Genomic DNA, 22,800 nt, shown 5'->3' on the forward strand with positions numbered 1-22,800 from the left:
CGGGTATGTTGATAGATCATTCGCGCAAGATTTTTGTTCCTGTTTTAACATTGGTAATGGCTGCTTTGGTTGCCATGTCGCCATTTGCCATTGATACTTATATTGCGGCCTTACCTGATATTGCCCGTTTTTTTGGAGTTGAACTTAACGTGGCCGAGCTAACCATTACCCTATATTTTCTGGGGTTTGCTTTAGGAAATTTTATCGGAGGCCCCTTGTCGGATTCTTTTGGCCGAAAAACAGTGGCTTTATCTGGAATTGCTCTTTATGGTTTTTCTGCATTATTGATTACGCGTTGTACACAAATTGAATACATGCTCGCACTTCGCGTTTTACAAGCCTTTGGTGGCGGATTTGCTACCGTTACCGCAAATGTATTTGTGCGCGACTGGTATGGCGGAAAGCAAATTGCGCGTATTGTTACCATAATTAGCATGATTATTATGCTGGCACCGCTATTCGCCCCAATTATTGGTGCGGGTTTAATTCATTGGTTGGGTTGGAAAAGTATTTTCCTTTTTTTGTTTGCATTTGCCGTGTTTTTGTTTTTGGCTCTGGGCTTACTCATCCCCGAATCAAGAAGTCCGGAGTTAATTACGAGAAGAATTACGGCCAAACAGTTTTTACAGAAATATCGTTTGTTCTTTTCCAGTAAAAGAAGCACTGTTCTGCTTGTAGCCATAAGTTTGCCTATGTCGGGAATGTACATTTTTATTACCGCTGCATCGTTTATTTATATTGAATATTTTGGAATCAGTCAGATGCAATTTCCCTTGTTTTTTGGCGCCAATGTGGTATTAAATATTTTGCTTTCGTTTATTAATACATTGCTTTTAAAGAAATACGAGCCCGGGAAAATACTTCGCTTTGGTCTTCTGCTACAACTTTTTTCAGGCTTATGGCTACTAATTTCTGTTGCTGTGCCCCAGCCGCAGTTATGGTCGGTTTTTTCGTCAATTGTTTTGTTTATTGGTAGTTTGGGCTTGGTATTTGGCAATGGTACAGCCACCATTTTAAATCATAATCCGGAGCTGGCCGGATCGGCCAATGCAACAATTGGCATTGCTCGTTTTGCATTTAGTGCATTTATTGGCAGTATGCTGGCCTTGTTTCATACCGGCAATTTAATTCCATTTGGCCTGGTGCTTTTTCTTTGCTCCTTGTCGGGGAATTTTCTATATGCCTGGGCTGTAAAAATCGATAATTAGTTGATTTCAATTGGTTTTTGTCAATGTCGGCCTCTCTGCCAGTTTTTCTTTCTATGCCTATTTCATATTTGTTTAAGTAGGCCTTTAAATAGCCTCAAAACATTTTAAAATAAATTAATGTGTCAATGCGACACTAACCAAATTTATTTATATATTGCCAATAATTAGCGGATGGAATTTCGGACAAAATAGAATTCTGATTTGGCGTAGATACTCTATCGTGTAAACCAAGTCTTTTAAGATTTAAATATTACGCCACAGAAATACCGGAGTGCTGATAATCGAAGAGAATTACAAATATTACATAGGCAGTGGATTTTGGTTTATGCTTCCTCCCTGAAAGGGTTCAGGGGGGGAGCTCCACTCATTTTAGCCTGCATCCGCCAGGAGCAGGTTTTTTATTTGTTTTTTTGATTGGCAAACAACTTTTGCACCAAAAATCCCACAAGAAAAATTACCAGGGTCCCCAATACGATGGTTAAGTTGCTGTGTAATGGACTTTTAAATTTTAATAGATTTTCTTCTGTAAAATATAAGGGAGATAAACTCATCCAGCTAATTACAACTACACCCAGAACCACACCGATTGCAGCGTCGATATTTCTGACTTTTTTTGACATAAAAGCCAGTAGAAACAAGCCAAGCATACCTCCGCTAAAAATCGACGCCAACGACCACCAGGCATCCAGAACGCTTTCCACACCAACAAGCGTAAGCGAAATAAGCACTCCAAGAATTCCGAATATTACGGATGCGATGTGTAACACTCTCATGGAAGATTTTTCGGAAGGATTGTGGTTGATATAACGCTTGTAATAATCAGAAAGAAAAATGGTTGCTGTGCTGTTAACGCTGGTCGAAACCGTACTCATTCCAGCTGCAAAAATGGCTGCAATTAACAAACCGGTTATTCCGGTGGGCAGTGCATTTACAATAAAAAACGGAAATATTTTATCGCCTGCCCCGGTAGTAGAGAGTTCCGCTGGCAGCATATGGGGTTGTGCCGAGTAATATGCATAAAGAGCTGTTCCGATGTAAAAGAAAACCAATGAAACCGGCAGGTACAATAAGGACCCAAATAAGGTGGAAAAGCGTGCTTTTTTAGTCGAGCTGGTTGTCATGTAACGCTGTACAAAATTCTGATCGATTCCAAAGTTCTGAAGATTAATAAACAAGCTGTAAATAAGCACCACCCAGAAAGTTGATTCAGAAAGGCTGGCACCAAAACTGCCAAGGCTAAATTTATTGCTCGCGGCAGCTATTTCAAAAACCTGTGTTGGGCCTTCTGGCATCGAGAATGTAAGCAAGCCGGCACATAACAAAGCACCGGCTATAAGTATAATTCCCTGAATGGCATCGGTCCATATAACGGCTTGAATACCTCCAAGCATGGAGTAAAGCGTAACGGCAATACCGGTAACTACGATAATGGTTTTAATGTTCCAGCCAAACATGGCGTTTAGCGGAAGTGCCAGAAGCAGCAAAATAGCACCGGTTCGCATCAGTTGTGTAAGTATGTAGCACAACGAAGCATAGATGCGTGCCCAGGCACCAAACCTGATTTCCAAAAAATTATAGGCCGAAACGCTGTTCATGCTTCGGTAAAGTGGAACAAAAAACTTTACAGCTAAAATCGATGCTATGGGTATGGCAAAGCTAAAAACCAGCGCATTCCAGTTTGATGAATAGGCTTTCCCGGGAAGGGCTAAAAAACTAATGCTGCTAACAAATGTGGCAAAAATTGACATACCCACAACCCAGGCCGGAAGCTTTCCTCCCCCGGTTGTAAATTGTGCGGCCGTTTTGTTTCGGAAGAAAAAACTGGCACCAAAAAGTACGTTGCCTAAAGTTATAAGTAAGAAAACAGCTACATCAAAAACCGGAAGTTGCATAGTGACTATCTTTTTTGTTTTAGCATTATTGTGCAAAGGGAATCCAAACCGACATTTCGCTGGGGCCTCGATTATTCCAGGCGTAATAAGGAATGAGTTTTATTTTTGTTTTTTGAAGCTTTTCCTTTGCTACTGCGCGATAAAGGGTGTTTTCCCATTCGGCTGGCGACGAAGTGATTAACTCTCCTTCCAAAACGATCATGGTGGCATTGGCTATTTTTGTTTCGCGGGTTTCAAATGTAATTTCTGCAGGTATTTTATAATCAAAAATACGTTTGCCATCCTCAATGTCGGGCGATTCAAGGCAATAAACCACCGGGCCACGTTTTACAGCCACCTGGTTACGGGTTTCTTCCACCAGGGGATTGGCTTCAATTAATACAGCTTTCATGGGTAAATCCAATTCAACAACATCGCCTTTTTCCCACTCTTGCGAAATTTCGACATAAGTACCTGGCTGAATTTTTTTGTCAACATCCTGTCCGTTTACTTTAAGCTTAGCCAGGGATGCCCAGCCCGGAATTCGCAGGTGTAAGGCAAAATTTTTAGGAAGCTTATCAATGGTAATTTTAATATTTCCATCCCAGGGAAAATCAGATTCCTGTGTAAGCTGTACCGTGTTGCCCGATTCAAGCTTGTTGGAGCCATAAAAATTTACCCATACTGCATTTTCTCCAAGCGAATAGGCATATTCTTGAATTTGCGCAACGGTTCTGACTGTATTTGGTGGACAGCAGTTGCAATAAGAGATGTATGGCTCGCGGTTTTTCGACCAACGCAAATCGTGGCTAAGCTCATTGGCTACACTTAATGGGTTGGTGTAAAAGTATCCTTTACCATCGAGGCTAACTCCGGCCAGCAAACTGTTATACATTACTGTTTCCATTACATCGGCATAATTTGCATCTCCGGTAACTTGTAGCATACGCCAGTTCCAAAGCAGGTTGCCAATGTTGGCGCACGATTCGTTATGGGCCGAAATATTTGGCAATTCATAGTCGGCGCCATAGGCCTGGTGAACCTGTTGAATGGATGGCTGGTCGTAAGTTGTGCCGTTGGGTGAAACACCATCATAAAGTGCGCCACACGCTCCGGTTATATACATTTTGCGCTCAACTAAATCGTTCCAAATGTATTTTAATGCAATCATTAGCGAATCATCGCCGGTTTCGGCATAAACATCGGCAACGCCTGCATAAAGGTAGTTGGCACGCACGGCATGTCCAATGGCCTTTGTTTGTTGCTTAAACGGAATGCGGTCCTGGTTATGGTCGGTGCCATTTTCAACCAAACTTCTTATTTCTATCAGGCTTTTTGCTAATTCCAGGTATTCGGGTTTTTGGGTGGTGCGGTACATTTCAACTACGCCCATATAATGCGACGGGCAAATGGCATTGCGTGCCAGTTCGGCCGAAGCTCTTTTGTAAAAATTATACAAATAGTCCGTTGCTTTTTGTGCAATGTTTAGCAAGGTAGTTTGGCCGGTAGTACGAAAGTGTATGCAGGCTGCAGTCATTAAATGCCCCATGTTATAGGTTTCAAAATCAAGGCGTTCGTTAAATTCATGCTTTACCTCCGGGTTTTTCATTTCTTTAATCGAAGTTGGGGTATGAATATAGCCGTCTTCTCGCTGGGCTTTACCAATCATGGTAATAATTTCATTTATCTGTTTGCCCAGTTTTTCATCCTTGGTAAGGGCATAAACCATTATTTCAGCTTCCAGAATTTTGTAAAAATCACCATCGTGGAATGGTGGTCCAACATGTGAGCCCGTATCCAATCCGGCTGCAATTTCAAAATTTTTAAAAGCATGGCTAATTTCATCATCTAGGTAACAGCCCATCATGTGTGGTACCATCGAGTTTTTGCAAACTTCAAAGCGTTCGGCCCAAAAGCCATTTGTCCAGTGCACATCGCCAATGTTAGTGCTTTTAAGTTTGGCAAACGAACTGTTGGTGGTATTGGTAAGCGCCTTTTCCTGCGCCCAAAGAGTGGTGCATAGCAACAAAAAAGCAGATAGTGTTATAACTTGTAATTTCATTTTACTCAATTTTAGATTCAAAAACCATTGTGCCAGAGCCCATTTCATGCTCAGAATATGTATTTCCTTTTCCAGGAACAAAAACAGTAGCAGTGGTGTTGGGAGGAAGGGTAACGGTTAATTGCAAATGCCCGTTTTCTAATTTCCATTCTGATTTAATTTGACCGTAGACGGTTTGGAGTGTCGCTTTGGCAAAATCAAGTTTGTCGGTTAATTCTGGTTTGATAATCGTTTTTTTATAGCCCGGAAAATCGGGGTGGCTTTGTATTCCGGCAGCCCTGGTGTACAGCCAGTTGCCAATGGCGCCGTAAGCATAATGGTTAAACGAGTTCATACCTTCGTTTTGGAATGAACCATCGGGTTTTATGCCATCCCAACGCTCCCAAATGGTGGTGGCACCCATGGTTACAGCGTAAAGCCACGACGGGTATTTTTTATTGAACAGCAGTTTGTACGCAAGGTCGGTTCTGCCAATATCCGATAAGGCATCGCAAAGTACCGGGGTTCCTAAAAATCCGGTGGTAAGATGTTGAAAATACTCCACATTTTTAGCCAGTAGTCCGGCCATGGTTTTTCGGTATTCATCTGGAATAACGTTAAAAGTTAGGGCAATGGCATACGCTGCCTGGGTATTGGAAAGAAGTCTTCCGTTGGGCGTTATAAATTCATTTTTAAAAGCCTCTTTTATTTTGGTTAGCAGCGATTTGTATTTGGCAGCATCAGTTTCTTCGCCGGTAATGTCCGCAATTTTTGCCATTAGCGAGGTGGAATAATAGAAATATGCCGTGGCAATCAGGTCTTTTTCGGTGTGAGCGCCTGCAAATCCATAATCGGGGGCATTGTAAATGTAGCTCGAATATTCGGCAAACGATAGCCAGTCGCCAAAATGAAAACCGGTGTTAAACAAAAAGCTGTCTCCGGCTTCGCGAATCATATATTCTTCCCAGGCCTTCATGGAGCTGTACTGGCTTTTTAAAATGGCGGTATCGCCATAGGCCTGGTAAACTACCCATGGAATTATTATGGCGGCATCAGCCCATCCCGTTGCCCCAAAACCATCCGACCAGCCTGTTCCTCCACCATCTTTAACCAGGTTGGGTACTACCCACGGAACGCTGCCATCGGCGCGTTGCTCGGCTTCTAAATCTTTAAGCCACTTGGCAAAAAATGGTGCTGCATTGGTGTTAAAACAAGCCGTTGGTGCAAAAACCTGTGCATCGCCGGTCCAGCCCATGCGCTCGTCGCGCTGTGGACAATCTGTTGGTATATCCAGAAAATTACCGCGTAAGCCCCACTGTATGTTGCTTTGCAGCTGGTTAATTAGTGGGTCGGAGCATTCAAAATTGCCAGTAAATTCCATATCCGAATGAATAACTTCACCGGTAAAATCATTTGGTTTGACATCCCCGGGGTAATCTTCAATTTTTATGTAGCGAAAACCCATAAATGTAAAATGCGGACTATATGTTTCCGTTTCGTTTCCCTTAAAAATATAGGTAATACGTTGTTTGGCCGGGCGCAGGTTTGTGGTATAAAAATTTCCTTCCTTATCGAGTACTTCGGCATGATAAATCGAAATCTTTTCTCCGGCTTTTGCTTTTAATGAGAAACGAATACGGCCTACCATGTTCTGTCCAAAATCCAATACTGTTTCGCCCTTTGGAGTAATTATTTTTTTTACTGCTTCAAGCGTATGAGTAACTTTAACTTTCGAGCCAACGGAGTTGGTTATGCGCTCAAAACCATAGCTTTTCTCTACAACATTTTGCCAATCAGAGTCGTTAAATCCAAGTCTGTCCCAACCCGGTTTTTCCTTACGGGCATCGTAAACTTCGCCGTGGTAAATTTCCGATTCAAGAATAGCACCTGTTGCAGCTTTCCAGCTCTTATCGCTTACTAGTGTTTGTTGAGTGCCATCGGTGAAAGTTAATTGCAATTGAAGCAACAGGGCTGTTTTTTCGCCATAATGGTTTTTCTCTCCCTGCCAGCCAAAATAACCACGATACCAGCCATCTCCAAGGATGGCACCTATGGCATTTTCGCCATTGCAAATCTGTTTTGTTACATCAAAAACCTGGTATTGCAAGCGTTTGTGGTAGGTGGTCCAGCCGGGTGTAAATTCTTCGTCACCCACTTTTTTGCCGTTTAACTGCAGTTGGTATAAACCATGCGCACTCACATAAATTCGAGCCTTTTCTATTTCCTTTTCAAGATGAAAACTTTTACGAAGCAACGGACACGGGTTTGATTTTTTTGTGTCTTCGTTTAAATCAGGTTCAATCCATTTAGCCTGCCAGTCTGACTGGTTTAGCAATCCCATTTCCCAAAAACTGGTTTCGCTCCAGTCTGATTGTTCGTTTTTATTGTTCCATGCCCGTACCTGCCAAAAAATACGTTGACCACTTTTTAAGGCTTCTCCCTGGTATAAAACATGAATAGATTCTTCAGCAACTACTTTTCCTGAATCCCACAGCAAGTCGACTCCGCTGTTCAGATTTTTCTCCGATAGTGCGCATTTTATGTGGTAAGCGGTTTGGATAACATTGTGCTTATCGCTTTTAAGTTTCCAACTCAGACGTGGATTACACGTTTCAATTCCTAAGGGATTTTTATGGTATTCGGTTACTAATTCAGATATTTTAAACACAGCCTGATTTTTTTTGAATGTTTATTCGTCTTCTTCAATTTCATCTAACGATTGGCTTTTCATCCAGAACGGGGCAGTACCAAACCATAGAATCATTCCAATACTCATTAGCCAAAAGTGGTTTTGTAGAGTCACTGTTCCTTTTACAACTAAAATTGATGGTAGTATGGTAAAAGCCAAACCAAGGTACGAGATAATCATTAATATTTTTTTCATGACAAGCCTCCTTTTTGAATAAGTTGAACGTTTGATTTTGTTTTTTGCTGAATGTAGCTAAACAGTAAGTAAAGAACAGCGGCGATAAACCATTCGGGTCCTACCAAAAAGGTGATGTCCATTTTAACATTTTCTAACCAGGTAGGCAATTTCCCTTCGGTTAAACGTTGTAAAAAACCAAAGTTATCTTTTCCATATATAAACATTGAAATTAAAAACGGCACAAACCAGGCTAAAGCCGAGGGCCAGCTGAATGTTTTTCCCGCTTTTTCGGTGAAATCTCTGATTAATCCAATTTTAGGAAATAACCAAACATCCAGAATTATAAAGGCACCGAGTGGAACAAAAAATAATCCGTTGTAGGCTACAATACGGTCGAGGTTGGCATTAATTGCCGGAATACAGGCAGTAATAATCATAAACACCCCGGCAGCAAAAGTTACTTTCCAACGTTTCCAGTTAGGGGTAACCACCTGAATGGCTAATCCTGCGCGGTACAAGGTTGGATTGGCTGTAGTCCAGCCGGCAATAACAACAGCAACGGCACCGGCAAATCCTGCTCCGTACAACGCAATTGTTCCCGGTTGTGGATTTGTAAAACCTTCTGAAAGGTAGGCGGCACACAATATTCCTGATGCAATCCAAGCTCCAAAATGCCCGATGAACATTCCAAATGCAGAAGCAAAACCCTGTGTCCATTTTTTAGCATAACGAAAAATGGTTACATCGGACATGCCCAGATGTTGCGGAGCATTACACAACCAGGCAAAGCCTGCAACGTGCCAAAAAGTATATTTTGAATTGTTACCAATAGGCTCGCCCGTAAAAATTCGGTGCGACATTATTTCCCAAAAACTTTCGTCGGGAGTGGCAGCTTTTAATTTGGCCATAATTGCAATGCCCGAAGCAAAGAAAACAAGTACCATCCACGGAGCGCATATTTTCGAAAACTGGGCAATTTTTTCAAAACCTAAAACGGCCAGTAGCGAAATTACAATTCCAACAACAACAGCAATAGCTATCCACGGAGCGCTTGGAAACAAGTCTCCTGCAAGGTAATCGGGATTAGGAACTCCGAAAGGTATAGAAATAGAGGTGACAGCCACATTTACCATAGCACCGGCCAATAAACAAAGTATAAAAGCATAAAAGGCACTGTAAGCAATGGTTAAGTAAGGGCCAATTATTTTTTTGAGTTGCCAGTAAATGGTAAGGCGTGTTTTAACTGCAACAGGCGAGGTTAGCAAAGCCCAGCTTAAAACAGCAAGCGTATTACCCACAAGCAAACCCCAGATAAAGTCTTTTGCCGATACGCCGTGCATTACCATAAGCGGCCCAAGTACAAACTCGGTACCCGCCACATGTTCACCGGCAAACATGGCTATAAAAGTTTTCCAGCCGTGTAGTTTCTTTTTTGATACCGGCTCGCGGTCGTATTCGTAAAGCGCATCCAGGCGTTCAATTACGCTTGATTTTGAGCTTTGTTCCTGGTTTGAATTCATGTTTTAAATATTGGTAAAAGTTATTTTTCTTTAGTTAATAAGTTTCTCTATTCTACTTCGGACACAAATCTAACGGTTAAAATCGTTAGTTTTCGATAAAACTTTTGATATTTTGCGATATGTTTTGTTTGTTTTCGTATTTCTTGCTTCTGTTACATTAATTGTTGCCCAGAATTATTTTCTGAATATCAATTGTTTGCTGCAAATACATGAAAAAAGTTGGGACAAAACTAAACTTATTAGTTATTGTTTGCAATAAATCGTTTGCATTATTAACGGTAAGGTAATTTCTGAATAAGTTGATATACAAACATTCGTAGAATGTAAACGTTAACATTTATTTATATATTTGGTGCTTCGTTAAATTATTTTGCAGAGCAATACAAGGCAAAACAACGAAAATACGAAACAGGCTGATTGCTTGATTTATGAACGATAAAACGAAACAAACTGAGTGCTGGGCCCCATGTTGGGGAGCCTTCAAAAATGGTGATATGGATGCCTTTCGGCAAATTTATACGGCCTTTTTTGATAAGTTGTATGCCTATGGTTCAAAGTTGACAAATGATGCTACACTCCTGGAGGACAGCATACAGGAACTTTTTCTGGAGCTCTATACAAAACGAAAAAAACTTGCCAGCCCCGAAAACTTAGAATATTATCTTCTGAAATCATTAAAACTTACAATCTATCAGAAACACCGAAAAAACGGACGTTTTGTGGTTTCGGAGCTGGAAGAAGAAACGGTAAGATCGGATGGATTTGTTTTTTCTTATGAACTTTCAACTGGGGAGACAGAAAACGAAACAGAGAAAGATGAACAACTACGCAAACTACTTGATAATCTTGATGCAAGCCAACGAGAATTGTTATATCTTAAATTTTATAAGAGGCTTACATATAAGGAGATAGGTCATTTATTGGGTGTTCAGCCCGATTCTGCCAAAAAGCAGGTTTATCGTATAATTAGTCGATTAAAGCATAAAGTATCCTCAGTGTCGCTGCAATTATTTTACATGTTATACAGCAGATAAAATAGTTCATTTTTGTTGTCCACTTTTTCCATCTCATAGCAACTATTGTAAAATGTCGAAAATGAAATGAAGGGAAACGAAAGATATATTGAGGATGAACGCTTCTTGAAATGGGTATTTCAACCAGATGAAGAATCTGAAGCTTATTATGCTCAATATTTCAAAAAATATCCAAAAGAAAAGGCTGAGATGATCAGGTTAAAAGAGGATTTGAAATTATTGTCTTTTACCGATAAAAGTTACCCCGATACCACGTCAGAAAAAATTTACCGGAAGATTTTAGTTGATATTATAACCCTTGAGAAGCGCGAAAAATGGCGCAACAGGTTTGTGGCAACAGTAAAATATGCGGCTATAGCATTCGTGCTGGTGGCAAGTGGCTTCTTGGTTTATTTGTCAGGTTTCGCCAATAAGGGACATTATAAATTCTCGGAAGAGTTGTTGTTGATTGGAACCATGGTTGAACCCCGGTTGTATTTGGCCGATGGTAGTTCTGTTACACTTAGTGGCCCAGACTATTTTGTTGATTACTCGCTCGAAAATAGACTGGTGATAGGTAAAGATACCATTGCCTGCAACGTTACTGCAAAACGAAAAAATTTACATAACCTGTTGGTGGTTGCCTATGGAAAAAGAGTAAAAGTGCGTTTACCCGATAAAAGTGAAGTATGGGTTAATGCCGGCAGTCGTTTAATTACCCCACAACAATTTTCAGCAAAAAAACGTGAGGTGTTTTTGTTTGGTGAAGGATTTTTTGATGTGGAACACAACGAGGATAAACCGTTTTATGTACAAACAACTGCAATGGCTGTAAAAGTTCTTGGAACGGAGTTTAACGTTTCTGCCTATCCTGAAAATAATACAATTGAAACCGTATTAAAAGAAGGAAGTGTGCAGATTGAAAGCACCGGAAACACGTGGTTTGCTGAAAAAGCTATTATTAAACCCAACCAAAAAGCGACCTTCGAAAAATCGTCGGAATTAATAAAAATAGAACAGGTTGAGCACGAAAATTACACCCGCTGGAAAGAAGGCCTGATAAGCATTGATGACGATAGTTTAAAGGGAGTAATGGCAACGCTTGAACGCTATTTTAATATTGATATTGAAATAGTTGATCCGAAAAATGAAAAGGTACAGATATCGGGGAAACTTGATTTTAGTGCAGGGATGGATCGTGTGTTTAAATATATTGAAAAACTCACCAACGGAAAGTTTGAAGAAAACGGACCCGGTAAATACCGCTTTAAATAAAAGGATGGCGGGATGATGGTGGCTCATCTTCCCGCCAGAGTAAGATAAAATAACCAATAGTAATTTAATTATTTATCAAACATTTCAAATTTATGAAAAATAAACTATTAACCTGCTTTTCCTGTACGGAAAGCGTAAAACAACTTTGGAGAATCATGAAGTTAACAGTATTGGTCTCTCTATTATTTGTGGTATCGGTGGCAGCAAAATCCACCTATTCGCAAGCAACTAAACTGAGCTTAAACTTAAACAATTCAACAGTAAAACAAGTATTCGATCAGGTTGAAGAACAAAGTGAATTTGTTTTTCTCTACAAAACGCAGGAGCTCGATGAAAATCGTTTGGTTTCGGTAAGTGTTGAAAATGCCGTAATTAACGAAATTATGGACGAGGTGCTCGACGGTCAGAATTTAAATTACTTTATTATTGACCGCCAGGTAATTATTCGTGAAAAAATGCCCGAAAAAAGTGTTGCGCCAACAGTTATTCCACAGGGTAAAACAATTTCGGGAACTGTGGTTAACGGACTTGGAGAGCCTTTGCCAGGAGCTACGGTTGTGATTAAAGGAACCCAAAAAGGGGTGCTCACCAATGTAGATGGCGTTTTTACCCTTTCAGCAGTTGAGCCATCAGATGTTCTTCTGGTGTCATTTGTTGGAATGAAATCAGTGGAAATTGAAGTGGGCGATCAATCAACCATTAATCTGCAGCTTTTTGAAGACATTATTGGTCTTGAAGAGGTGGTGGCAATTGGGTATGGTGTATCCAAAAAGAAAGATTTAACAGGTGCTGTTTCTGTTGTAAAAGCAGAAGACATACTTCGGGTGCCTACAACAAATGCTATGGAGGCCATGCAGGGACTGGTTCCCGGTATGACTATTTCGCGTAGCTCTGGTGCAGCAGGTGCTGGAGTGGACATTCTTATTCGTGGAAACCGATCGATAAACGGAAGCAGTGCTCCGCTTTTCATTGTTGATGGTGTGCAGGGCGTAAACTACCAGGATATTAATGCAAATGATATTGAATCGATCAATGTTTTAAAGGATGCTTCTTCAACTGCAATTTATGGGTCGCAAGGTGCAAATGGGGTAGTTATTATTACCACTAAAAAAGGAAAAGCTGGAAAAGCCCGGGTTTCGTATAATGGCTATTTTGGACTAAATGGTTTTACAAAATATCCAGATAGCCGAATGGGCGACGATTACGTGCAGCTAAGACGAGAAGCAAATCGTACGGCAGGTATCTGGTCATCAGTTGCCGACGATTCAAAAATATTTGCTGATTATGAGTTGGACGCCATCCAGAATAACGAGTGGACAAATTGGCGTGACTTAGTGCTTCAAAATGGGATATTACAAAATCATGTTGTTACGGTAACAGGCGGAACGGATAATTTTAAAGCTTTGTTTACGGTGGGCTACATGAATGAAGAAGGGCAATATGTTAACGACGAAATGGATAAATATACTGCACGTTTAAATCTTGATTACGGTTTTGCCGAGTGGGGAAGAATTGGTCTTAATTCGCAGCTTACCTACTACGATATTGATCGCAGAACCGACCCGATTAACTTGTCGTTATACACATCACCTTTTGGAGAACCCTACGATGAGAACGGAAATGTAAATGTTTATCCTATTGAAGGCCGAAGCATTATTAGTCCGTTGGCCGATGAAGCGGCTTCGGTAATTGCAGTGAACAGCCAGCTTCGTACAAACTCAAACATCAGTGGTTTTTTAGAGTTAACGCCGGTAAAGGGGCTAACCTATAAGTCGAGTCTGTCGGTTGCACTGCGTAATAGTCGGAACGGTTCGTTTTTTAGTGAAGAATCAATCGCGAAAATGGGAAGTAGCCGCGAGGCCAAATACAATGCTGCAAACTCAAGGTATGTGAATTTCGACAATATTTTAACCTACGGGCTCGATGCCGGAGAACATTCGTTAAAGCTTACAGGATTGGCAAGTTTTATTAAAAGCAAATACGATTATGTAACCGGCTCAGGCCTTAATCAGCTTATTCCTTCGCAATTGTTTTATTCATTACAAGGATCAGAAGAAGGAACTAAAAAGGTTGAGAGCGGATACACCGAACATTCGAGTATGTCGGTAGCAGGTCGTTTAAACTATGGCTTTAAAGATAAGTACCTGTTAACAGCTACCATGCGTTATGATGGGGCATCGCGTTTGTCGGAAGAAAATCGTTGGGATTATTTCCCTTCGGTAGGAGCTGCATGGCGAATATCTGAAGAAGATTTTATGCAGAATTTCGAGAAAATAAGCAATGTAAAACTTCGTGCCAGTTATGGTATGGCCGGTAATTCCGGAATTAGCCCTTACGGTACACAAACTACAATGAGCTTGAGTACCGGTTTTTCTTTTGGTAATGAAGTGGCTCCGTATTACTCAATTAATACCTACGGTAACCCAAACCTTGGATGGGAAAAATCAAAAACAACCAATATTGGTATTGATTTTGGTATGTTCCAAAATCGGGTAAGTTTAACGGCTGACTACTATTGGACTACTACTTCTGATATTTTGTTGAGCAGAACACTGCCCTGGTCAACCGGAGGGAAAAATAAAAATGTTTACCAAAATATTGGTGAAACAAAAAACAAAGGACTTGAGCTTGCCTTGCAAACAGTAAATTTTGACCAAAAAGATTTTAGGTGGACCAGTTCTTTTACCTTTTCAAAATCTAACGAGCACATTTCAAAATTAATTGATGATGAAAATATCTATTGGATAAACGGAATGCATACCTCGTTAATTATTGGCGAACCAATTTATACTTTCTACAACTACGTTTCAGACGGAATTTGGCAGCTTGGCGAAGAAGCTGAAATGGCTAAGTTTAATGAAAACGGCCATAGTTATGAGCCCGGAGATATTAAAGTTCGCGACCTGAATGGCGACTATATTATCGATGGCGACAACGACAGGGCTCCAATCGGATCTGAGAATCCGGACTGGGAAGGTGGTATGAGTAATACTATTCAGTACAAAAATTTCGATTTTAATGTGTATTTCTACGCTCGTATGGGGCAAGAAATATGGGGCGAAGTTTTGGGCAGATACAATGGAAATGGACTGGAAAATGGTCCGGCACTAATAGATTACTGGACTCCTGAAAACCCAAGTAACGACTACCCGCGACCCGATGCCAATATTAGTAGCCTGTACCAATACCAGCATGCCGATGTATTGCATGTTACAAGTGGCTCATTCATCAAACTAAAAAATATTTCTTTAGGTTATACTTTACCAAACTCGCTTACCAGCAGGGTTTCGCTTGAAAAAGTACGTGTTTATGTTACTGGTAGTAACCTGGCTACATGGGTTAAAGATGATCGCCTGAAGAATTATGACCCTGAAAGAGGTGGATCGGAATCGTCACCTCTGACAAGACAACTGATTTTTGGTGTAAATATTAATTTGTAGTTAACCGAACTTGTGAACGTAAAAAGTAAAAATGATGAATAGAAAAAATATAGTAATCCGATTAATGATGTTGCTTTTTCTGGTAATGAACGCAGTTTCATGCGACATCGATGAGTACAACCCCTCCGGAACAACGGCTGAAAATGTTTGGGCCACCTCCGATGGAATGGAAACGCTTATTGCCTCGGCATACCGCTGGCAACGAAAAGTATTTTATAACACCTACGGTTTTGTTACCATGGAAATGGGTGTTGATATATGGGAGTCGAAATCATGGCGCCAACTTACACAATACGAAGGTTTACAGCCTGATAATGATAGTAGCTGCGGTGCCTTGTGGCAATATTGTTACGAAGGTATAAATATGTGTAACATAGGAATACAATACATTGAAGAAGGTGCAACCGAGTATTTGAGTGAAGAGTTAAAAGAACAGCATTTGTCGGAGTTTAAATTTTTGCGAGGATTTTATTATTGGTTTATTGTAGAAACCTGGGGGCCGGTAATTTTAAAAACAGAACCAACCAACAGTCCAATTTTGGTGGCAGAAAGAAGTCCTGTTAGCGATTTTTACGAATTAATATTAAGCGACCTGCAGTATGCTTCACAACATGCAGCAGATACAGAAGCTCAGCCCGGAAGAGTGACGAAAAAAAGTGCATTGGCAATTTTGTCACGCGCGGCTTTAAGCGGCGCCTGGCAAGTTGATGAAAAGAAAAATGAATACCTATCATTAGCAAAATCGTCGGCCGATGAACTTATAAATAATGCCTCGACCTACGGAGTAGAGCTTTACAGTGATTATGCTGATGTTTGGAATGAGGATAACAATAAAGCTAATAAAGAAGCACTTTACAGGGTAACTTTTAGCACAAACGATTACAGCAACGAAAGTTACGGAAATGAAATCTGGCAACTGTATAAATTTAATTACGTGATTAACGATCAAATTCGGTTGTCGCATGAATATGGTTACCGGGATAAAAACTGGGGAAACCCAAACTTTACCTATCCGTCAAAATATTTATTTGATCTCTACGACTCATCAATCGATAGCAGATTTGAAAAATCGTTCCGTACACTTTGGAAATCAAATATAAATGATGCCATTGATGCTCCGGCTACAGGCGATACCGTGCTTTACGTCACAATTGGAAACGAGCCCGCTCCATCTGACAAGGGGTATGCATATTACAATATCGACTCTATTTATACCGAAGATGGTACCATTCGTTCATACAGTAATCCGTTTCCTGCATTAATGAAATTTGACAGTCCGAAATATAACGGTTATTATAAGAAAACACGATTTGGATTACTTGATAGGTTTGTAATTCGTTTGTCGGAAGTATACCTAAACGCAGCCGAGGCTGAATTGTTGATGGGCAATACGCAGAGTGCTGCCAACTATGTGAATGTGATTCGTACACGTGCGGCAAAAGAAGGCGCAGTTGAGCAAATGAAGGTAAGTGCCTCAGATATTAGTGTTGAGTTTTTGGTGGCAGAACGTGCACGAGAACTATGCGGCGAAGGAATGCGCTGGTTTGATTTAAAGCGAACCGGAATGTTGGTAAACCAGGTTCGGGCATACAACAAGGGGCCTGCAAGTGGATATATTAAAGATTACCATATTAAACGACCAATTCCGAGCGAGGAACTGGATGCTCTGCAAAATCGCGACGAATTTGTACAGGGACTTACAGGGTATAATTATTAATACTGACAAGCAACTTTCATAGTTTAGAAAGGTTAGATTCATAGGTAACAGAGCGAAGGGTAAAACCTTCGCTCTTTTTATATTAATTTTAGCTTGCTGGCAGATTTGTGGAAGTGCCGATAAAAAAACATTGTTCAAACAGAATTAAATATATTTGGCATAACTAAAAAAAATACAATGAAACTAAAACTGTTTTTATTTCTCCTTCTGGCCATTGGTGTTGGCAAGCAGGCGGTAGCCCAATCAACCGAAAAATATCAACCCAACTGGGAATCGCTTTATAAACATCAGTCGGTTCCGGAATGGTTGCGCGATGCAAAATTTGGTATTTACACTCATTGGGGCGTATATTCGGTCCCTGCGTACAACAACGAGCATTATTACCGTACCATGCACCACAACGAGGGGTACAGCAAACATGGTACCTATCAGCGTCATTGTGCGTTATATGGAGATCTTTCCGAGTTCGGGTACCACGACTTTATCCCCCTGTTCAAAGGCGAAAATTTTAATGCAGATGAGTGGGCAGATCTTTACATAAAAAGCGGGGCACGCTTTGCCGGTATTGTTGCCGAGCATCACGATGGTTTTGCCATGTGGGATAGCGAGTTTACTCCTTTTAATGCCAAAAATATGGGGCCTGAAAAAGATGTGGTGGGCTTGCTCGAAAAGGCTATTAAAAAAAGGGGGATGAAATTTTTTGCATCGTTGCACCACTCGTTTAATTACACAGCACTTGAGATAAAAGAAGGCTGGGCCGCCGATAATCCGAAATACGAAAAGCTGTACGGATCGATGATGGAACGCGATGCCTGGCTCGAAATGTGGTTGAACAAATGCAACGAAGTTGCTGATAAATACCATCCTGATATTATGTATTTTGATGCCTGGCTGGATGATATTCCGGAAGCATACATTCAAAAATACCTTGCCCATTATTTTAACGAGGCGGCGGCAAACGGACAGGAAGTTGCCGTAACTTACAAAGGTGAAGATTTGCCACGGGAAGTAGGTATGCTCGACCACGAAAATAAGAATCCCGATGAGTTTGTAATGGAACCCTGGTTATGTGACTATTCCATTGGTACGGGTATTTCGTATGCATGGGGTTATACCGAGGGAATGCAAAACCGAACGCCAAAGCAAATTGTGCAAACCCTGGTTGATGTGGTAAGTAAAAACGGACAAATGCTGCTGAACCTGTCACCAATGGCCGATGGCACTATACCGCAAGACCAGAAAAATGTGGTACACCGGGTTGGCCGTTGGATGTGGTCGCACGGAGAAGCCATTTATGAAACCCGGCCCTTTGCTGTTCCGCACGAAATAAGCAGCGATGGAATTGATGTTTTTTATACAACTAAAGGCAAAAATATTTACGCTATTTTTTACGAGTGGCCTGGACTAAATACACCCATAAAATTAAAAGAAGTATTGCCCGGAAGAATTAATGGTGAGGTAAAAGCCGTTACCTTATTGGGCTTAAAAAAGTTAGACACGTGTACCTTTTCGATGGAAAAAGATGGTCTGGAGTTTTCGATTCCAAATGCACGTATTCCTGATGATTTAGCTATTGTGTTCAGAATTGAGGTAGAATAAACAAATGAATGATGAAACGGATTTCAATCTTCTTATTAACGCTTCTGGTTGCAGTACTAACAGGTATTGGTAACCTTGTGTTAGCACAGGAAAAAAAAATAGACAGCACAAATAACAAGCAACTGGTGCTTGTAGCAGCGCACAAGGGGCCGGTAATAGGGCCAAATCACCCGGATGTGGTAAATACAAAAAATGAATCTGGTTTCGAAACCGGTCAACTCATTAAGTTGGATGGTAAATACCACATGTTTGTAAACGAAATGTTTATTCGCCCGCATCGCGATTTGCGTATTTCATACTGGACCAGTACTGATGCTGAAAACTGGCAGCGACAAACAACCATTTTTGAGAGCATTCCTGGCCGGTCGCCAACAAATCCAAGATCGGAACTGTGGTTAACGGGTGTAGAATTTAATGAAAATGAAAATGCCTGGAACCTGTTTTACGTGGCTTACCGTGGAGGCGACGGGGAAAAAGGCGAAAAGGCTGGATCAGATTACAGTGGACGAATCTGGCGGGCAAAATCAGTAATAGCCGGAAGGCAGGGGATTGCCGGACCATATGCCGATATGGGCATTGTGCTGCAACCCGATGAAAATACACAAGCCTGGGAAGGGCAACAGGCAGTTGCCAGTTTTAATCCCTACCGTGTGGGTAACAAATGGTATGCTTTTTACGATGGACACAACTATATTCCACTTACCGGTTGGCCTACGGGTATGGCAATAGCCGACCAACTGGAGGGACCGTGGCAAAGGTTGACCGAGGAGATAAACCCACTAAAAATTGTCGACCATTTTATGGAAAATGCAATTATCTCGAAGCTAAACGATGGACGATACCTCGCGGTTTTCGATTCGTTTGGCGACCAGGAAATTGGGTATAGCTTGTCGGAAGACGGAATAAACTGGAATAAAGAAATACGTGTAAAAGTGCAGTTTGATGATGATTTGTGGGGGAAGCATGGCGACCACTCTATGCGTACACCGCTTTGTGCTATTGAAGAGGAAGATGGAACATTTACGGTGGTTTACACATCAATGATAAACAGCGATGAAAAAAGATTTTACGCCATAGGTAAATGTACCCTGGCCTGGCAGTAGTAAAATCAATCAGCAAGAATAGTAAACCATTATAATCAACTTTAACTAGTTGTTTGATTATTAGAGGAATGGGTTTTCTTCAGAAAAACAACCTTCTGTTTTAATGTAAAACGTTTGCAAAACGAGTTGTTATTTTTATCTTAAACACATTGGTATTTAAGTATATAAAATAGTGTAAACGTTACCATTTTATTCTATATTTGTAGCACTGCAGAATAAACTGGTGGAATAAAAAATCTAAAAAATGAATAAAAGACTTGTGTTTTTGGTGGTTTACATGTGTTTGTTTTTTATTACAAGCATATCGGTGGGGCAGGCAACGCAAAAAATTTATCTTTCCGGAACAGGAACAGACAATACGGTTGACTGGGAATTTTACTGTACCGAAGGAAGCAATTCCGGAAAATGGACAAGTTTACCCGTGCCATCTAACTGGGAACTGCATGGTTTTGGGAAGTATAATTACGGTCATGCCAAAGATTCGGTAAGAGGAAAGGAGTCCGGATTATATAAATACAGGTTTGAAGCACTGAAACAATGGAAGGGCCAGCAGGTAGAAATTGTATTCGATGGGTCGATGACCGATACGGAAGTTAAAATAAATGGCAGGCTGGCCGGGCCAATTCATCAAGGATCTTTTTATCGTTTTAAATACAATATTTCTTCGTTGCTTGATTACGGAAAAACAAATGTTTTGGAAGTTAAGGTTGACAAACATTCGGCCAACCAATCGGTTAACAAAGCCGAGCGTTATTCCGATTTCTGGATTTTTGGTGGTATTTTTCGTCCGGTTTGGCTGGAAGTAAAACCGGATGAAAATATTGATCGTGTTGCTATTGATGCCAAAGCCGACGGTACTTTTGCATCAAAGGTTTTTCTGAACGAATTAAAATCGGCCGACCAGCTTAAAGCTCAAATATTTTCACTGGATGGAACACCTGTTGGCGAAAGTTTTTCTGTTGATTTGGAAAAAGGGATGCCGGCAGTAGAACTAGTAGCAAAAATTAAGGGGGTAAACCCATGGAATCCTGAATATCCAAATTTGTACAAGGCCTGTTTTTACCTGATGAAAAAAGGAGAACCAGTTCACGAGTACACAGAACGTTTCGGTTTTCGTACCATTGAAGTGCGCAAACGTGACGGCATTTATGTGAACGGTGTAAAAATAAAAATCAAAGGTGTAAATAGGCATACATTCTGGCCAACTACCGGACGAGCTTCAAGTAAAAAGCGCAGTATTGAAGATGTGCAAACAATAAAAAGCATGAATATGAATGGGGTGCGTATGGCGCATTATCCGCCCGATTCGCATTTTTTGGATGTTTGCGATTCGTTAGGGCTTTTTGTGCTTAATGAGCTTACCGGTTGGCACGATGCTTACGACACTGAAGTTGGCTCCATTTTGGTAAAAGAAATGATTGAGCGCGATGTAAATCACCCTTCAATTATACTTTGGGACAATGGGAACGAAGGTGGACACAATTACGAGCTATTGCCCTTGTACAGCAAATACGATATACAGCAACGCACAGTTTTACATCCCTGGCAAACGTTTAATGGTGTTTCAACCGAACATTACAGAGGTTATGATTACGGAATGGGAACTTTTTGGCACGGACGTGAGATTACACTACCAACTGAATTTTTGCACGGAATGCACGATGGAGGGCAGGGGTCGGCACTGTACGATTATTGGGAGCTGATATGGAAAACACCAATAGCAGCTGGAGGTTTTATCTGGGATTTTGCCGACCAGGGAGTATTGCGGGTAGATAAAAACGACGAACTGGATACCTACAACTCAAAAGGAGCTGATGGGATTTTGGGACCTTACCATGAAAAAGAAGGGAGCTATTTTGCCATAAAAGAAATATGGTCGCCCGTGCAACTCGAACCCCGTAATTTAACCGCTGAATTCGATGGAAAACTCTACCTCGAAAACCGATACCTCTACACCAATTTAAACGAATGTAAGTTTACCTGGGAGCTGGTAAAATTGTCCGATCCCTTTTCTTCATCAAAAAAAGAAAGCCTGAATGGAAAATGTGTGGCGCCGGATTTAGCGCCGCGGCAAAAAGGATATATTGAGCTTAAACTACCGCAAAACTGGCAGTTTTTTGATGTGCTTTATGTAACAGTAACCAACCGGTATGGAATGGAGCTATATACCTGGAGTTACCCCATATCCTTGCCAGCTGATGTACTTGCTGGTTTATTAAAAGAGAAAGCAGATACTCCAGCAGTGACCTTTACGGAAAACGATTCGTTGTTTCACGTAAATGCCGGTGGAATTAAGTATATACTGGGTAAAAACGATGGTTTGTTAAAAAAGGTGCAGAACGAAAAAGGCGAAATACCATTTAATAATGGCCCGGTAATTTGCGCGGGTAAAACAGTTTTTCAGGCTTTAAGGTCAGAAATGAAAGAAGACACCCTGTTGGTGACTTGCTCTTATGCTAAAGAGTCGCGAATGAAAGAGCTGGTATGGAAGTTTTATCCCTCAGGTTGGGCCGAACTTGCGATTGCCTATTTGCCTGAAGTGTACGACGTGCCTTTTGATTACATGGGAGTGAATTTTTCGTACCCCGAAAAACTGGTTGAAGGAGTGAAATGGATGGGACATGGCCCTTATCGTGTTTGGAAAAACCGTATGCAAGGGGTGGAGCTGGCGGTACATCAAAAAGATTACAACTCAACAATGACTGGAATTTACCCGGTAGTTTACCCGGAGTTTAAAGGCTATCATTCAAATTTGTATTGGGCTAAAATACAAAGTAAAGAACAGTCGTTTTTACTAGCCACAACTACTGAAGATGTTTTCTTGAGGCTTTTTACACCCGATCAACCTGAAGATTACGACAAGCGATTAGCGCCACCGTTTCCGTCGGGAGATATTTCGTTTATGCAGGGTATTTCGGCCATGGGAAGTAAAACCAACGATTCGTGGAACATGGGACCTTCCGGGCAAAAAAACGTTTTTTTCGATTTTGGTCCTTACGACGATTGGCGTATTCGATGCAAGCGAATGACCTTGTTTTTCAATTTCTCAACAGAGAACTAACTGTTTTACCATTGCTAAAAAAACAGGAATCAGAATGTTTGTTCTGCCGCCTGGTGCTGACAATCTTATAATGAATTAAAAAATAC

Annotated in this window: 13 protein-coding genes; 8 read left to right on the plus strand and 5 right to left on the minus strand. The window is 41.0% G+C overall.

Features of this window, described 5'->3' with window-relative positions; genetic code table 11:
* The first annotated feature begins 5 nt into the window (after positions 1-5).
* Complete coding sequence (locus QZ574_RS06430) at positions 6-1,208, plus strand: Bcr/CflA family efflux MFS transporter (protein ID WP_297087992.1); 1,203 nt, start codon at positions 6-8, stop codon at positions 1,206-1,208.
* A gap of 398 nt (positions 1,209-1,606) precedes the next feature.
* On the opposite strand, the gene QZ574_RS06435 is transcribed toward QZ574_RS06430, so the two are convergent.
* From QZ574_RS06435 to QZ574_RS06455, 5 genes are read right to left on the minus strand one after another with little or no spacing between them, the layout of a single operon-like run.
* Entirely contained in the window at positions 1,607-3,100 is a 1,494-nt protein-coding gene (locus tag QZ574_RS06435; RefSeq protein WP_297087993.1) for a sodium:solute symporter, read from the minus strand.
* A gap of 25 nt (positions 3,101-3,125) precedes the next feature.
* Positions 3,126-5,141: a glycoside hydrolase family 127 protein gene (locus QZ574_RS06440; protein ID WP_297087995.1), complete on the minus strand. Its 2,016-nt coding sequence runs from the start codon at positions 5,139-5,141 to the stop codon at positions 3,126-3,128.
* A gap of 1 nt (position 5,142) precedes the next feature.
* On the minus strand, positions 5,143-7,788 hold the full coding sequence (locus tag QZ574_RS06445) for an alpha-L-rhamnosidase (RefSeq protein WP_297087996.1): 2,646 nt from the start codon (positions 7,786-7,788) through the stop codon (positions 5,143-5,145).
* 21 nt (positions 7,789-7,809) lie between these two features.
* The gene (locus tag QZ574_RS06450) at positions 7,810-8,004 is read right to left on the minus strand and encodes a hypothetical protein (protein WP_297087999.1); all 195 of its coding nucleotides are present in this window, start codon (positions 8,002-8,004) and stop codon (positions 7,810-7,812) included.
* A complete protein-coding gene (locus QZ574_RS06455; RefSeq protein ID WP_297088001.1) occupies positions 8,001-9,506 on the minus strand; it encodes a hypothetical protein in 1,506 nt (501 codons plus the stop codon). The genes QZ574_RS06450 and QZ574_RS06455 overlap by 4 nt, the downstream gene beginning before the upstream one ends.
* Positions 9,507-9,934: 428 nt before the next feature.
* On the opposite strand from QZ574_RS06455, the gene QZ574_RS06460 reads away from it, so the two are divergent.
* The 7 genes from QZ574_RS06460 to QZ574_RS06490 all read left to right on the plus strand — a co-directional run bounded on the left by QZ574_RS06460 (position 9,935) and on the right by QZ574_RS06490 (position 22,714).
* A complete protein-coding gene (locus QZ574_RS06460; RefSeq protein ID WP_297088003.1) occupies positions 9,935-10,540 on the plus strand; it encodes a sigma-70 family RNA polymerase sigma factor in 606 nt (201 codons plus the stop codon).
* 66 nt (positions 10,541-10,606) lie between these two features.
* On the plus strand, positions 10,607-11,794 hold the full coding sequence (locus QZ574_RS06465) for a FecR domain-containing protein (protein WP_297088005.1): 1,188 nt from the start codon (positions 10,607-10,609) through the stop codon (positions 11,792-11,794).
* 155 nt (positions 11,795-11,949) lie between these two features.
* The gene (locus QZ574_RS06470; protein WP_297088007.1) at positions 11,950-15,234 is read left to right on the plus strand and encodes a TonB-dependent receptor; all 3,285 of its coding nucleotides are present in this window, start codon (positions 11,950-11,952) and stop codon (positions 15,232-15,234) included.
* A 31-nt stretch (positions 15,235-15,265) separates the two neighbouring features.
* Positions 15,266-16,951 carry a RagB/SusD family nutrient uptake outer membrane protein gene (locus tag QZ574_RS06475; protein WP_297088009.1) on the plus strand — a complete coding sequence of 562 codons (1,686 nt, stop codon included), beginning with the start codon at positions 15,266-15,268 and terminating at the stop codon, positions 16,949-16,951.
* A 177-nt stretch (positions 16,952-17,128) separates the two neighbouring features.
* Positions 17,129-18,550 carry an alpha-L-fucosidase gene (locus QZ574_RS06480; protein WP_297088011.1) on the plus strand — a complete coding sequence of 474 codons (1,422 nt, stop codon included), beginning with the start codon at positions 17,129-17,131 and terminating at the stop codon, positions 18,548-18,550.
* Between the two features lie 8 nt (positions 18,551-18,558).
* The gene (locus tag QZ574_RS06485) at positions 18,559-19,653 is read left to right on the plus strand and encodes a hypothetical protein (RefSeq protein WP_297088012.1); all 1,095 of its coding nucleotides are present in this window, start codon (positions 18,559-18,561) and stop codon (positions 19,651-19,653) included.
* Between the two features lie 244 nt (positions 19,654-19,897).
* Complete coding sequence (locus QZ574_RS06490) at positions 19,898-22,714, plus strand: glycoside hydrolase family 2 TIM barrel-domain containing protein (RefSeq protein WP_297088013.1); 2,817 nt, start codon at positions 19,898-19,900, stop codon at positions 22,712-22,714.
* Positions 22,715-22,800: the final 86 nt, after the last annotated feature.

This window comes from uncultured Draconibacterium sp. (assembly GCF_913063105.1).
Lineage (GTDB): Bacteria > Bacteroidota > Bacteroidia > Bacteroidales > Prolixibacteraceae > Draconibacterium.

Coding starts and splice junctions, on each gene's coding strand:
- QZ574_RS06430 (WP_297087992.1), top strand. CDS start 6: ATGTTGATAGATCATTCGCGCAAGATTTTTGTTCCTGTTTTAACATTG.
- QZ574_RS06435 (WP_297087993.1), bottom strand. CDS start 3,100: ATGCAACTTCCGGTTTTTGATGTAGCTGTTTTCTTACTTATAACTTTA.
- QZ574_RS06440 (WP_297087995.1), bottom strand. CDS start 5,141: ATGAAATTACAAGTTATAACACTATCTGCTTTTTTGTTGCTATGCACC.
- QZ574_RS06450 (WP_297087999.1), bottom strand. CDS start 8,004: ATGAAAAAAATATTAATGATTATCTCGTACCTTGGTTTGGCTTTTACC.
- QZ574_RS06455 (WP_297088001.1), bottom strand. CDS start 9,506: ATGAATTCAAACCAGGAACAAAGCTCAAAATCAAGCGTAATTGAACGC.
- QZ574_RS06460 (WP_297088003.1), top strand. CDS start 9,935: ATGAACGATAAAACGAAACAAACTGAGTGCTGGGCCCCATGTTGGGGA.
- QZ574_RS06465 (WP_297088005.1), top strand. CDS start 10,607: ATGAAGGGAAACGAAAGATATATTGAGGATGAACGCTTCTTGAAATGG.
- QZ574_RS06470 (WP_297088007.1), top strand. CDS start 11,950: ATGAAGTTAACAGTATTGGTCTCTCTATTATTTGTGGTATCGGTGGCA.
- QZ574_RS06475 (WP_297088009.1), top strand. CDS start 15,266: ATGATGAATAGAAAAAATATAGTAATCCGATTAATGATGTTGCTTTTT.
- QZ574_RS06480 (WP_297088011.1), top strand. CDS start 17,129: ATGAAACTAAAACTGTTTTTATTTCTCCTTCTGGCCATTGGTGTTGGC.
- QZ574_RS06485 (WP_297088012.1), top strand. CDS start 18,559: ATGATGAAACGGATTTCAATCTTCTTATTAACGCTTCTGGTTGCAGTA.
- QZ574_RS06490 (WP_297088013.1), top strand. CDS start 19,898: ATGAATAAAAGACTTGTGTTTTTGGTGGTTTACATGTGTTTGTTTTTT.